This window comes from Pseudomonas sp. TH43, from assembly GCF_016650635.1.
GTDB lineage: Bacteria > Pseudomonadota > Gammaproteobacteria > Pseudomonadales > Pseudomonadaceae > Aquipseudomonas.
This window is the reverse complement of record NZ_JAEKFI010000003.1, coordinates 413,513-427,591: the sequence shown is the minus strand read 5'-3', so window position 1 is coordinate 427,591 and position 14,079 is coordinate 413,513. Positions and strand designations below refer to the sequence as shown.

Below are 14,079 nucleotides of genomic sequence, written 5' to 3'. Positions count from 1 at the left end.
TCGCGAGCAGGCTCGCTCCCACCTTTGGAATGCAATCCCTGTGGGAGCGAGCCTGCTCGCGAAGAGGCCTGATGTCTCGCTGAAGATCAGACTTTTCGAACACCAAGACAGCGCCACAGGGCGGCGACCATCAACGCACTCACCAACGCCCAACCCCACGCCTGCTGATTCTGCAAACCTTCCTGATACAACTGCGGCGCAATCCCCGCACCGACAATAAAGGTCAGCAGAGCAATCTCCCGACGCGGCACGCTCACCGGCCGGCACAGGTAAACCAGCGCCGGCAGCACAAACGCCATGCTCGCAAAGCTGCGATACCGCGGATCAAAAACCATCTCGAGCATCATCACCGCCGCGGCAAAACCAGCCGCTGCGACCAGCCAGCCCGCGCGCCGTTCCAGCAGATTGAAAGCCCGTTCACGCCAGCCCGTTCGTGCGCTCAGTGTCAGTGCAGCGTGCGCCAGCACCAACAGATTCAACGTGGTCAGCAAGCCAACCCACAGCCATTCGCTGGCAAACCTTGTAGTCACACGCGCCAGATCACCCCAGGCGCCAATCGAGCAGGCGGCGAGGGCGCCCAGCAACGGCAGCAGCAGTGCTGCGCGCGTGCTGCGAACACGGCCGCCCAACAGCAGCGTGCCAAGGAAAATCAAACCACCGACTGCCAGCCATTCTTTCCAGTACGGTACGTTCGTTACTGGCCCGGCGAGTATGCCCTTGTCCTGACGATCGGCATCGAACAGCCCCCAATAACCGCCGACCGCGCCCTCACTCGCGCGCTTCCATGGTTGGTCGAAGGCTTCGATCAGGTTGTAGTTCCAGCCCTTTTGTTCAGCCAGACTGACAAAGCCACGAATGAATTTGGCCTCATTCGCGCGACTTGGCAGGGCGGTCCGGCGTTGGCGTCCTTCGCTTGGCCAGCCCGTTTCCCCGATCATCACGTCTTTGGGCGCAAACATTTTTCCAAACATCTCTCGCACGTCAGTCAGCTGCGATAAGGCCACGTCGATGTTTGATGGATGGTCTTCCCAGTACGGCAGCAAATGGATCGTTATGAAATCCACGGCAGGGGCGATTTCGGGGTGTTTTTGCCAAAACTCCCAGACATCGGCGTAGGTCACGGGTTGTTTGATCTGGCCTTTGACCTTGTTGATCAGCTTCACCAGTTGCCCACCGGTAACTTCTTTACGCAACAACGCTTCGTTGCCGACGATTACCGCACTGACCACATCCGGGTTGGCGTTGGCCGATTTGATCAGCAGGTCGACTTCCTTTTCGGTGTCCACCGGGTTGCTGTTGACCCAGGCGCCGATCATCAATTTCAGGCCATGCTTGCGCGCCAGATCCGGCAGCGCTTCGAGGCCGGTCATCGAGTAGGTGCGAATGCATTCAAAGCGTGTTGCCAGCAGGGTGAGGTCGGCGTCCATGCGCTCCGGGCGCAACTTGAACGGCACGTCGAAGGGCGACTGGTCTTTGTCGAACGGCGTGTAGGAGGCGCATTGCAGCTTGTGGGTTGGCGTTGCGGCATCCGGCAGGATCACCGGTTTGCCGAGGCCGTACCAGAAACCGCAGAGTGCAAACAGCCCGAGCAGGCAGGCGAAGAGATAAGGCAGAAAGGGCAAGCGGGAAGTCGCGGACATGGTCAGGCCGAGTGGCTGCAAAGCGACGCATGTTACCTGCATTTAACAGGGGGCAGGTGGCTCGCATGATTTTGACATGCAAAGTTCGGGCGGATTATTTGGCGTCATTTATATAGACGCAGTTAATGGCCTTCTGATGTCGTTTCTCGTTGTCTTGAGGTCGCTGACAGAGCAGGTCGCGTTGGTCGTCAGGTTGATTATCAAAGCCGTCAGTACCCTTATTGATAAATCGCGCTGATGTTCCAACGAGTTTGCGGTCAGGCGTGATGGGGGCGCTGTGCACCATAACAATACGTTGACGTCGCCCGTCATCCGTCGGGCGCAGCATTTCGGGGAAGTAACGATGAAGATGCGACGACTTTTAGGCGCAGGTGCCGCACTGGTGCTTGCGATGAGCTCCACTTTCGCCAGCGCTGAAAAACAGACCCTGAACATCGGTTACGTTGACGGCTGGTCCGACAGCGTTGCGACTACCCACGTAGCCGCCGAAGTGATCAAACAGAAACTCGGCTATGACGTGAAACTGCAAGCCGTTGCTACCGGGATCATGTGGCAGGGTGTTGCCACCGGCAAACTCGACGCCATGCTATCGGCCTGGCTGCCAGTGACCCACGGCGAATATTGGGCGAAGAACAAGGATCTGGTCGTCGATTACGGCCCGAACTTCAAGGATGCAAAAATCGGTCTGATCGTGCCGGAGTACGTCAAAGCCAAGTCCATCGAAGACCTGAAAACCGACGACACCTTCAAAAATCGCATCGTCGGCATCGACGCCGGTTCAGGCGTGATGCTCAAGACCGATCAGGCGATCAAGGACTACGGCCTCGACAAATACAGCCTCAAGGCCAGTTCCGGCGCCGGCATGATTGCCGAACTGACCCGTGCCGAGAAGAAAAACGAATCCATCGCCGTCACTGGTTGGGTGCCGCACTGGATGTTCGCCAAGTGGAAACTGCGCTTCCTCGACGACCCGAAAGGCGTGTATGGCGCGGCTGAAACCGTCAACAGCATCGGCAGCAAAGAACTCGACGCCAAAGCGCCGGAAGTGGCCAAGTTCCTGAAAAACTTCCAGTGGGCGTCGAAAGACGAAATCGGCGAAGTGATGCTGGCGATTCAGGACGGTGCCAAGCCTGAGGCCGCAGCCAAGGCCTGGGTTGCCAAGCACCCGGATCGCGTAGCTGACTGGACCAAATAAAAGCTTCACCACCATAACCTGTAGGAGCGAGCCTGCTCGCGAAAGCGATCTGTCAGTTGATACAAATATCGACTGATCCGACGCCTTCGCGAGCAGGCTCGCTCCCACAGTTTTTTGTGTGTGCTGGAAATTGGCAAAAGTGTCATGGCCTTCTACTACTAAGGTCGTCTGGAACCGCTCCCGCAGCCGCATACATTAGCTATGTTCCAACAATAATCTGTGCTGCGAGGATAAAAACAATGAACGACAGCATTTACCTCTCGATTCAAAACAGTCCCCGATTCAAGGAGCTGGTGCGAAAAAGGGAAAAGTTCGCCTGGATACTCTCGGCGATCATGCTCGGGCTCTACTCCGGATTCATCCTTCTTATCGCCTACGGGCCGCAAGTGCTCGGGGCAAAACTCAGTCCTGAGTCTTCGATTACCTGGGGCATCCCGATTGGTGTCGGCCTGATTGTCTCGGCCTTCATCCTGACCGCTATCTACGTGCGCCGCGCCAATGGCGAGTTTGACGACCTGAACAATGCGATTCTCAAGGAGGCTCAGCAATGATCCGGCGTCTACTGGCTCTTCTGAGCATCTCGGCGTTCGCGCCGGCTGTGTGGGCGGCTGATGCCCTGACCGGCGAAGTCCACAAACAACCGCTGAACGTCGCCGCGATCGCCATGTTCGTGGTGTTCGTGGGTGCGACCCTGTGCATCACTTACTGGGCGTCCAAGCGTAACAAGTCGGCCGCCGACTACTATGCGGCGGGCGGCAAGATCACCGGTTTCCAGAACGGTCTGGCGATTGCTGGCGACTACATGTCGGCGGCGTCCTTCCTGGGGATTTCCGCGCTGGTGTTCACCTCCGGCTACGATGGCCTGATCTACTCGATCGGCTTCCTGGTGGGCTGGCCGATCATTCTGTTCCTGATCGCCGAGCGCCTGCGTAACCTGGGTAAATACACTTTTGCCGACGTGGCGTCCTACCGCCTCGGGCAAACCCAGATCCGCACCCTGTCTGCCTGCGGTTCGCTGGTGGTGGTGGCGTTTTACCTGATCGCGCAAATGGTTGGCGCCGGCAAGCTGATCCAGCTGCTGTTCGGTCTCGACTATTACGTCGCGGTGATTCTGGTCGGCATCCTGATGTGCATGTACGTGCTGTTCGGCGGCATGCTGGCGACCACCTGGGTGCAGATCATCAAGGCTGTGCTATTGCTGTCCGGTGCCTCGTTCATGGCGCTGATGGTGATGAAGCACGTCAACTTCGACTTCAACATGCTGTTCTCCGAGGCGATCAAGGTTCACCCCAAAGGTGAGGCGATCATGAGCCCGGGCGGTCTGGTGAAAGATCCGATTTCGGCGTTCTCGTTGGGTCTGGCGCTGATGTTCGGTACCGCTGGCCTGCCGCATATCCTGATGCGCTTCTTCACTGTGAGTGACGCTAAGGAAGCCCGTAAGAGCGTGCTGTACGCGACTGGCTTTATTGGTTACTTCTATATCCTGACCTTCATCATCGGCTTCGGCGCGATCCTGCTGGTCAGCACCAACCCGGCCTTTAAAGATGCAGCGGGTGCTCTGCTCGGCGGTAACAACATGGCGGCGGTGCACCTGGCTGACGCGGTGGGCGGCAGTATTTTCCTTGGGTTTATCTCGGCGGTAGCGTTCGCGACCATTCTGGCGGTTGTGGCGGGTCTGACCCTGGCCGGTGCCTCGGCGGTGTCTCACGACCTGTATGCCAGTGTGATCAAAAAGGGCAAAGCCAACGACAAGGATGAGATTCGCGTTTCGAAGATCACCACGATCGCACTGGGGATCCTGGCGATTGGCTTGGGCATCCTGTTCGAAAGCCAGAACATCGCGTTCATGGTTGGCCTGGCGTTCTCGATTGCGGCGAGCTGCAACTTCCCGGTGTTGTTGCTTTCGATGTACTGGAAGAAGCTGACCACGCGTGGCGCGATGATCGGCGGTTGGCTGGGTCTGGTGAGTGCGGTGGGGCTGATGATTCTTGGTCCGACCATTTGGGTGCAGATTCTGCATCATGAGAAGGCGATCTTCCCTTACGAGTATCCGGCGCTGTTTTCGATGATCATTGCCTTTGTGGGTATCTGGTTCTTCTCGATTACTGACAAGTCGGCGGCAGCGGATAAAGAGCGGGCGCTGTTCTTCCCGCAATTTGTGCGTTCGCAGACGGGGTTGGGGGCGAGTGGGGCGGTTTCGCATTGATCGTTTGATGCTTATAGGTAAGTTGTAGCGTTTTACTGAATGCCCTGGTCGAGAGATCGGGGCATTTTTTATTGGGCGGTTATCGGACGGCGGGGCTGTGTGGTTGGTGGTTTGTGTGTGTATATCCGTTGCTGCGGTGATGGCTGCTTAGGGTTTCGCCCTTACGGCGAGTCACCTTTTCCAAACGCCGAAAAGGTAACCCAAAAGGCTTTACCCTGACGTACGGCCCTCGCTTAGGCTCGGGTTCCTTCGCTTCGGGATCGATCCGGGCGCATCGCCTACGGTTTGCTTCGCTGCACCTCCTCTCGATGCATTTGGCTTCGCCAAACGGTCGCTGCGCTCCCACCCCCGGATCAATCCCTCCACTCAGCCTGCCGACGGGCCTTCTAGATCAAGAGCTTTACTCGAGCTAACGCTCATCGTGTTGAGTGGTGAGGAGCACAGCGTGCTTGGCTTTGGTTCTTGTGGTGTTCTCGCCCCTCACCCCAGCCCTCTCCCGAGGGAGAGGGGGCCGATTGGTGGGCTTTTCAAAATACGCGTTCGACTCGGTATTCCATGTTGGCGTTCCTCTCCCAAGCACCTCGAACAGTTCCCTCTCCCTTTGGGCGGTCCGACGTTTCGGGAGGGCTAGGGTGAGGGGGGGCTGGCTTTTGATCTGGTTTGTGATCTTGCTTTGGCTTTTGATTTTTTGCCCCTTCGGCAGGCCGAGCGGAGGTGTTCATCCGGGGTTTAGGCGCGCAGCGCCGTTTGGCGAAGCCAAACACATCGAGAGGAGGTGCAGCGCAGCAAACCGTAGACGATGCCCCCGGATGGACACCGTAGCGAGGGAACACTGAGCCTAGGCGAAGTGCCGTACGCCGGGGCCAAGCCTTTTGGGTTACCTTTTCGGCGTTTGGAAAAGTGACTCGCTGTAAGAGCGAAACCGCCAGCGGCAGCAACCGCAGCAACGGATATACACCCAAATCCCGAAATCCCAGACAAACAAAAACGGCCCCTATATAAATAGAGGCCGTTCCCGGTACAACTTCAAGACATTATCGCAAGACAGGTCTTATTTGCGGTCTTCCAGCTTGGTCAGATCACGCGACTCATAACCGGTATACAACTGGCGCGGACGGCCAATCTTGTACGGGCTCGAAAGCATCTCTTTCCAGTGCGAAATCCAGCCAACAGTACGTGCCAGGGCGAAAATCACAGTGAACATGCTGGTAGGAATGCCGATCGCCTTGAGGATAATCCCCGAGTAGAAGTCGACGTTCGGGTACAGCGAGCGTTCGATGAAGTACGGGTCGGTCAGGGCGATCTCTTCCAGGCGCATGGCCAGTTCGAGTTGCTTGTCGTCCTTGATGCCCAGCTCTTTCAACACTTCGTCGCAGGTCTGCTTCATTACAGTGGCACGCGGATCGCGGTTTTTGTAAACGCGGTGACCGAAGCCCATCAGTTTGAACGGATCGTTCTTGTCCTTGGCCTTGGCGATGAACTTGTCGATGTTCGAAACATCGCCAATTTCATCAAGCATGGTCAGCACAGCTTCGTTCGCACCGCCGTGGGCAGGGCCCCACAGTGCGGCGATACCGGCGGCGATACAGGCGAACGGGTTGGCACCCGAAGAGCCCGCGAGGCGTACGGTGGAAGTCGATGCGTTCTGCTCGTGGTCGGCGTGGAGGATGAAGATCCGGTCCATGGCCTTGGCGAGCACCGGGCTGATCGGTTTGATCTCGCACGGGGTGTTGAACATCATGTGCAGGAAGTTTTCCGCGTACGTCAGATCGTTGCGCGGGTACATCATGGGTTGGCCCATGGAGTACTTGTAAACCATCGCTGCCAGGGTCGGCATCTTGGCAACCAGGCGGATCGCGGAGATTTCGCGATGCTGCGGGTTATTGATGTCCAGGGAGTCGTGGTAGAAGGCCGAGAGGGCGCCGACTACACCGCACATGACGGCCATCGGGTGGGCGTCGCGACGGAAACCGTTGAAGAAGGTTTTCAACTGCTCGTGAACCATCGTGTGGTTTTTCACGGTGCTGACGAACTGGGCCTTCTGTTCTGCAGTCGGCAATTCGCCGTTGAGCAGCAGATAGCAGGTTTCCAGGTAGTCCGACTTTTCAGCCAGTTGTTCGATCGGGTAGCCGCGGTGCAACAGAATGCCGTTGTCGCCGTCGATATAGGTGATCTTCGACTCGCACGAGGCGGTCGACATGAAACCAGGGTCGAAAGTGAAGCGGCCCGTGGCCGTCAGGCCCCGAACATCGATTACATCGGGACCAACGGTGCCGGTTAAAATGGGCAGCTCGACGGGGGCTGCGCCCTCGATGATCAACTGCGCTTTTTTGTCAGCCATGTGGCCTCCTATTTATGCTTGAACCATCAGACAGACCCCCCACGCAGGGCCCGCACCACTATAGTGAGATAAATTCGAATGTCAATTTGCCTAAAGTCTTGCTCCAGAAGGCTTTAAGCGCACTTTTTCCTCGAAATTGACTGCCATTTACGCCTTTTATACGACTTGTGCAATCAGCTATTTGGGGTAGGTGATTGCGTTGTCATTAGTAGCCTAACTGTCTATACTCGGCCACCGACCGCCAAGGGCTTTTGGGCCTGCTTTATTGGGGGTCGCATCCCTGGGTGGTGGTTACCTGACCAGTGCACTCCCCAACAACTTTGCCCTGATTGTTAGGGGCTCTTCAGTGTGAAAAAAAAGCCGTGAAAAGCCAACGACCTGTAAACCTAGACCTAAGGACCATCAAACTCCCCATCACCGGCGTTACGTCGTTTCTTCACCGTGTTTCCGGCATCATCCTCTTCCTGGGCCTCGGCTTCATGCTTTATGCATTGGGCAAATCCCTGGGTTCCGAGGAAGGTTTTGCCGAAGTGAAGGCATGCTTGACCAGCCCGCTGGCCAAGTTCGTAGCATGGGGCCTCCTGTCCGCTCTGCTGTATCACCTGGTAGCCGGTGTGCGCCACTTGATCATGGACATGGGCATCGGTGAGACGCTGGAAGGCGGCCGCCTGGGCTCGAAAATCATCATCGCCATTTCCGTGGTGCTGATCGTTCTGGCAGGAGTTTGGATATGGTAACCAGCGTTACGAACCTTTCGCGTTCGGGCCTCTATGACTGGATGGCGCAACGTGTGTCTGCGGTTGTTCTCGCGGCTTATTTCATCTTCCTGATCGGATACCTTGCAGCGAATCCAGGCATTGGCTACGACCAGTGGCACGGCCTGTTCGCTCACAACGGGATGCGTATCTTCAGTCTGCTGGCCCTCGTTGCCCTTGGCGCTCACGCCTGGGTCGGCATGTGGACCATCGCGACCGACTACCTGACGCCGATGGCGCTGGGCAAGTCCGCGACTGCAGTACGTTTCCTTTTCCAGGCAGTATGCGGCGTCGCGATGTTCGCTTACTTCGTCTGGGGTGTGCAGATTCTCTGGGGTATCTGATTCATGGCTAACATTCCAACGATTTCTTTCGACGCCATCATTATTGGTGGTGGCGGTGCCGGCATGCGCGCTGCGCTGCAACTGGCGCAGGGCGGTCACAAGACTGCCGTGATCACCAAGGTCTTCCCGACCCGTTCGCACACGGTGTCCGCCCAGGGCGGTATCACTTGCGCCATCGCGTCCGCTGACCCGAACGATGACTGGCGCTGGCACATGTACGATACCGTCAAGGGTTCCGACTACATCGGTGACCAGGACGCTATCGAATACATGTGTCAGGAAGGCCCGGCTGCCGTTTACGAGCTGGACCACATGGGTATGCCGTTCTCGCGTACCGAGCAAGGCCGTATCTACCAGCGTCCGTTCGGTGGTCAGTCCAAGGACTACGGTAAAGGCGGGCAGGCTGCCCGTACTTGCGCCGCTTCCGACCGTACCGGTCACGCGCTGCTGCACACCCTTTATCAGGGCAACCTGAAAGCCGGTACCACGTTCCTGAACGAGTACTACGCTGTCGATCTGGTGAAAAACCAGGAAGGCGACTTCGTCGGTGTGATCGCAATCTGCATCGAAACCGGCGAAACCACCTACATCCGCGCTAAAGCCACCGTATTGGCTACCGGCGGTGCAGGTCGTATCTATGCATCCACCACCAACGCCCTGATCAACACAGGTGATGGCGTCGGCATGGCTCTGCGTGCTGGCGTGCCGGTACAAGACATTGAAATGTGGCAGTTCCACCCGACCGGCATCGCCGGCGCCGGTGTACTGGTTACAGAAGGTTGCCGTGGTGAAGGTGGTTACCTGATCAACAAGCACGGCGAGCGTTTCATGGAGCGTTATGCTCCGAACGCCAAAGACCTTGCCGGTCGTGACGTGGTTGCTCGCTCGATGGTTAAGGAAATCATCGCCGGCAACGGTTGCGGTCCGAATGGCGATCACGTAATGCTCAAACTCGACCACTTGGGCGAGGAAGTGCTGCACAGCCGTCTGCCAGGCATCTGCGAACTGTCGAAGACGTTCGCTCACGTTGACCCGGTTGTTGCGCCGGTTCCGGTTGTTCCGACTTGCCACTATATGATGGGCGGCGTTGCCACCAACATTCATGGCCAGGCGATCACCCAGAACGCCGAAGGCGTGGATCAGATCATTCCTGGTCTGTTCGCGGTAGGTGAAGTGGCTTGCGTATCGGTTCACGGTGCCAACCGTCTGGGCGGCAACTCGCTGCTCGACCTGGTGGTATTCGGCCGCGCTGCCGGCCTGCACCTGGAAAAAGCGCTGACCGACGGCATCGAATACGACGACGCTACCGAAGCCGATATCGAAGCTGCACTGTCGCGTCTGAACGCGCTGAACAGCCGTACCGATGGCGAAGACGTTGCAACCCTGCGTCGCGAGCTGCAAAGCTGCATGCAGAACTACTTCGGCGTATTCCGCACTGGCGAATACATGCAGAAAGGTATCGCTCAGCTCGCTGACCTGCGTACCCGCATCGCCAACGTGAAGATCAACGATAAGTCGCAGGCGTTCAACACTGCCCGTATCGAAGCGCTGGAACTGCAAAACCTGCTGGAAGTGGCTGAAGCTACCGCCATCGCTGCCGAAGTCCGTAAAGAGTCGCGCGGTGCTCACGCCCGTGAAGACTTCGAAGATCGTGACGACGAAAACTGGCTGTGCCACACCCTGTACTTCCCGGGTGACAAGCGCGTCACCAAGCGTGCCGTGAACTTCTCGCCGAAGACTGTTCCGACTTTCGAACCTAAAGTCCGGACTTATTAAGGGTGACCGCCATGTTGAAAGTCAGTGTTTATCGCTACAACCCTGATCAGGACGCTGCGCCGTTCATGCAGGAATTCCAGGTCGATACCGGTGGTAAAGACCTGATGGTGCTGGACGTGCTGGCCCTGATCAAAGAGCAGGACGAGGGTTTCTCCTATCGTCGCTCTTGCCGTGAAGGCGTCTGCGGCTCCGACGGCATGAACATCAACGGCAAGAACGGTCTGGCGTGCATCACGCCGCTGTCTGCCGTTGTAAAAGGTAACAAGTTGGTTGTTCGTCCGCTGCCAGGTTTGCCGGTTATCCGTGACCTGGTCGTCGATATGAGCATCTTCTACAAGCAATACGAGAAGGTGAAGCCTTACCTGCAGAACGACACGCCGGCTCCGGCCATCGAGCGTCTGCAGTCGCCTGAAGAGCGTGAAAAGCTCGACGGTCTGTACGAGTGCATCCTGTGCGCTTGCTGCTCGACCTCTTGCCCGTCCTTCTGGTGGAACCCGGACAAGTTCCTGGGTCCAGCTGCACTGCTGCAAGCTTATCGCTTCCTGGCAGACAGCCGTGACACCAAGACCAGCGAGCGTCTGGCTTCGCTCGATGACCCGTTCAGCGTATTCCGCTGCCGGGGCATCATGAACTGCGTCAACGTATGTCCGAAAGGCCTGAACCCGACTAAGGCCATCGGTCACATCCGTAACATGCTGCTTTCGAGCGGCGTGTGATTCAGCTGCTGTAACCGCTGTACCGTAGAGGCTGTGGCGCGGGCTTCAACCCGCGTCATGGCTATAACCAGAGCAGTAGCCACAAGCTGCCGCTCTTATTTTGAAGAAATGAGACAAGCAGGGGCATCCGGGCTGGTACCCGGACTATCAGTGTGATCCTAAGTGGCTTGTTTTAGTCGCTGCATTCGGACTTCTGCAAGTTTGCTCGGTGTCGACATCGATGGTGTTCCCCTAACCGAGGGTGACCAAGCATGCAAGAAAGCGTGATGCAGCGCATGTGGAACAGCGCCTACCTTTCAGGTGGAAACGCTGCCTATGTGGAAGAGCTTTATGAGCTCTACCTGCACGACCCTAACGCTGTGCCAGAAGAGTGGCGCACCTACTTTCAGAAGTTGCCTGCCGACGGCAACTCTGCCACTGATGTTTCGCACTCCACAATTCGCGATCATTTCGTGCTGCTGGCAAAGAACCAGCGCCGCGCTCAACCGGTTTCCGCCGGCAGCGTGAGCAGTGAGCACGAGAAGAAGCAAGTTGAAGTGCTGCGATTGATCCAGGCCTACCGTATGCGTGGCCACCAGGCAGCCCAGCTTGACCCGCTGGGGCTGTGGCAGCGTCCTGCACCTGCAGACCTGTCGATCAATCATTACGGCTTGACCAATGCCGATCTTGATACGACCTTCCGTGCCGGCGACCTGTTCATCGGCAAAGAGGAAGCGAGCCTACGCGAAATTCACGAAGCGTTGCAGCAGACATATTGCCGCACCATCGGCGCTGAATTCACGCACATCACCGATTCCGAGCAGCGCCAGTGGTTCCAGCAGCGTCTGGAAAGCGTGCGTGGTCGTCCGACGTACTCCGCCGACATCAAGAGCCACCTGCTTGAGCGCGTGACTGCCGGTGAAGGCCTGGAGAAATACCTGGGCACCAAATACCCGGGTACCAAGCGTTTCGGTCTGGAAGGCGGCGAAAGCCTGATTCCGATGCTCGACGAACTGATCCAGCGTTCCGGTTCCTACGGCACCAAGGAAGTCGTCATCGGCATGGCCCACCGTGGCCGTCTGAACGTGCTGGTCAACACCTTCGGCAAGAACCCGCGTGAGCTGTTCGACGAGTTCGAAGGCAAGAAAAAGGTCGAGCTGGGTTCCGGTGACGTTAAATACCACCAGGGCTTCTCTTCCAACGTGATGACCGCCGGCGGTGAAGTTCACCTGGCCATGGCGTTCAACCCGTCCCACCTGGAAATCGTTTCCCCGGTGGTAGAAGGTTCGGTTCGCGCCCGTCAGGATCGTCGTAACGACCCGACTGGTGAGAAGGTTCTGCCGATCTCCATCCACGGTGATGCTGCATTTGCAGGTCAGGGCGTGGTCATGGAAACCTTCCAGATGTCGCAGACCCGCGGTTTCAAAACCGGCGGCACCGTGCACATCGTGATCAACAACCAGGTTGGTTTCACCATCAGCAACCCGCTGGACTCGCGTTCCACCGAGTACGCCACCGACGTTGCGAAGATGATCCAGGCGCCGATCCTCCATGTGAATGGCGATGATCCGGAAGCCGTGTTGTTCGTGACTCAGCTGGCGATTGATTACCGCATGCAGTTCAAGCGTGACGTGGTGATCGACCTGGTCTGCTACCGTCGTCGCGGCCACAACGAGGCCGACGAGCCAAGCGGCACCCAGCCTCTGATGTATCAGCAGATCACCAAACAGCGCACCACGCGTGAGCTGTACGCTGATCGTCTGACCCAGTCCGGTGTACTGGACGTTGAACGTGTTCAGGCCAAGGTCGACGAATACCGCAACGCGCTGGACAACGGTCTGCACGTAGTGAAATCGCTGGTCAAAGAGCCGAACAAAGAGCTGTTCGTGGACTGGCGTCCGTATCTGGGCCACGCCTGGACTGCGCGTCACGACACTCGCTTTGATCTGAAGACCCTGCAGGAACTGTCCGCCAAGCTGCTGGAAATTCCGGAAGGCTTCGTGGTTCAGCGTCAGGTTGCGAAGATCTACGAAGACCGTCAGAAGATGCAAGCCGGCGGCCTGCCGATCAACTGGGGTTATGCCGAAACCATGGCGTACGCAACCCTGGCGTTCGAAGGTCACCCGATCCGCATGACGGGTCAGGACATCGGCCGCGGTACGTTCTCGCACCGTCACGCTGTCCTGCACAACCAAAAGGACGCGGGTACCTACATTCCTCTGGCGCACTTGTACGACGGTCAGCCACGCTTTGACCTGTACGACTCGTTCCTGTCGGAAGAAGCGGTATTGGCTTTCGAATACGGCTACTCGACCACCACGCCGGACGCGCTGGTGATCTGGGAAGCCCAGTTCGGCGACTTCGCCAACGGTGCACAGGTTGTAATCGACCAGTTCATCACCAGTGGCGAGCACAAGTGGGGCCGTCTCTGCGGTCTGACCATGCTGTTGCCACACGGTTACGAAGGTCAGGGCCCTGAGCACAGCTCGGCACGTCTTGAGCGTTACCTGCAATTGTGTGCCGAGCACAATATTCAGGTCGCCGTTCCGACCACGCCAGCTCAGATCTACCACTTGCTGCGTCGTCAGGTGATTCGCCCACTGCGCAAGCCGTTGATCGTACTGACGCCGAAGTCGCTGCTGCGCCACAAGCTGGCCATCTCGACACTGGAAGATCTGGCCGAAGGTTCGTTCCAGACCGTGATCCCGGAAATCGATACTCTGGACCCGAAAAAGGTCGAGCGCGTTGTTCTGTGTAGCGGCAAGGTTTACTACGACCTGCTGGAAAAACGCCGTGCCGAAGGCCGTGACGATATCGCCATCGTGCGTATCGAGCAGCTGTACCCATTCCCTGAGGACGACTTGAAAGAAGTCCTGGCTCCTTATACCAACGTCAAGCATGCCGTTTGGTGTCAGGAAGAGCCGATGAACCAGGGTGCCTGGTACTGCAGCCAGCATCACTTGCGTCGTAGCATCAGCAACCTCGACAAGTCTCTCGTACTTGAGTACGCGGGCCGTGAGGCTTCTGCTGCACCTGCTTGTGGTTACGCATCGATGCACGCCGAGCAGCAGGAAAGTCTCCTGCAAGCCGCGTTTACCGTTTAATGCCTTCGCGCACCTGAAACCGA

Annotated in this window: 10 protein-coding genes; 8 read left to right on the top strand and 2 right to left on the bottom strand. The window is 57.5% G+C overall.

Going from position 1 to position 14,079, the window contains the following annotated elements; genetic code table 11:
• Nucleotides 1–86: 86 nt before the first annotated feature.
• On the bottom strand, nt 87–1,682 hold the full coding sequence (locus tag JFT81_RS11460) for a beta (1-6) glucans synthase (protein WP_201227394.1): 1,596 nt from the start codon (nt 1,680–1,682) through the stop codon (nt 87–89).
• A gap of 301 nt (nt 1,683–1,983) precedes the next feature.
• Here JFT81_RS11460 and JFT81_RS11455 point away from each other — a divergent pair, with 301 nt between their 5' ends.
• The 3 genes from JFT81_RS11455 to JFT81_RS11445 all read left to right on the top strand — a co-directional run bounded on the left by JFT81_RS11455 (nt 1,984) and on the right by JFT81_RS11445 (nt 5,041).
• Complete coding sequence (locus JFT81_RS11455) at nt 1,984–2,835, top strand: glycine betaine ABC transporter substrate-binding protein (RefSeq protein WP_201227393.1); 852 nt, start codon at nt 1,984–1,986, stop codon at nt 2,833–2,835.
• A 239-nt stretch (nt 2,836–3,074) separates the two neighbouring features.
• Nucleotides 3,075–3,386, top strand: a complete 312-nt coding sequence (locus JFT81_RS11450) for a DUF485 domain-containing protein (RefSeq protein WP_201148229.1) — start codon at nt 3,075–3,077, stop codon at nt 3,384–3,386.
• Nucleotides 3,383–5,041, top strand: coding sequence for a cation acetate symporter (locus tag JFT81_RS11445; protein WP_158831984.1), 1,659 nt, complete (start codon nt 3,383–3,385; stop codon nt 5,039–5,041). The genes JFT81_RS11450 and JFT81_RS11445 overlap by 4 nt, the downstream gene beginning before the upstream one ends.
• A 1,051-nt stretch (nt 5,042–6,092) precedes the next feature.
• On the opposite strand, the gene gltA is transcribed toward JFT81_RS11445, so the two are convergent.
• On the bottom strand, nt 6,093–7,382 hold the full coding sequence (gene gltA, locus JFT81_RS11440) for a citrate synthase (RefSeq protein ID WP_008077946.1): 1,290 nt from the start codon (nt 7,380–7,382) through the stop codon (nt 6,093–6,095).
• 362 nt (nt 7,383–7,744) lie between these two features.
• Here gltA and sdhC point away from each other — a divergent pair, with 362 nt between their 5' ends.
• From sdhC to JFT81_RS11415, 5 genes are all read left to right on the top strand, one after another.
• Nucleotides 7,745–8,119: a succinate dehydrogenase, cytochrome b556 subunit gene (sdhC, locus tag JFT81_RS11435; RefSeq protein ID WP_045122948.1), complete on the top strand. Its 375-nt coding sequence runs from the start codon at nt 7,745–7,747 to the stop codon at nt 8,117–8,119.
• A complete protein-coding gene (gene sdhD / locus JFT81_RS11430; protein ID WP_007977503.1) occupies nt 8,113–8,481 on the top strand; it encodes a succinate dehydrogenase, hydrophobic membrane anchor protein in 369 nt (122 codons plus the stop codon). Before sdhC ends, sdhD begins: the two co-directional genes overlap by 7 nt.
• A gap of 3 nt (nt 8,482–8,484) precedes the next feature.
• Nucleotides 8,485–10,257, top strand: coding sequence for a succinate dehydrogenase flavoprotein subunit (sdhA, locus tag JFT81_RS11425; protein ID WP_201148227.1), 1,773 nt, complete (start codon nt 8,485–8,487; stop codon nt 10,255–10,257).
• Between the two features lie 11 nt (nt 10,258–10,268).
• Nucleotides 10,269–10,973 (top strand): succinate dehydrogenase iron-sulfur subunit, encoded by a 705-nt coding sequence (locus tag JFT81_RS11420; RefSeq protein ID WP_201148226.1) that lies wholly within the window; start codon nt 10,269–10,271, stop codon nt 10,971–10,973.
• Nucleotides 10,974–11,224: 251 nt separating this feature from the next.
• Complete coding sequence (locus JFT81_RS11415) at nt 11,225–14,056, top strand: 2-oxoglutarate dehydrogenase E1 component (protein WP_201227392.1); 2,832 nt, start codon at nt 11,225–11,227, stop codon at nt 14,054–14,056.
• Nucleotides 14,057–14,079 lie beyond the last annotated feature (23 nt).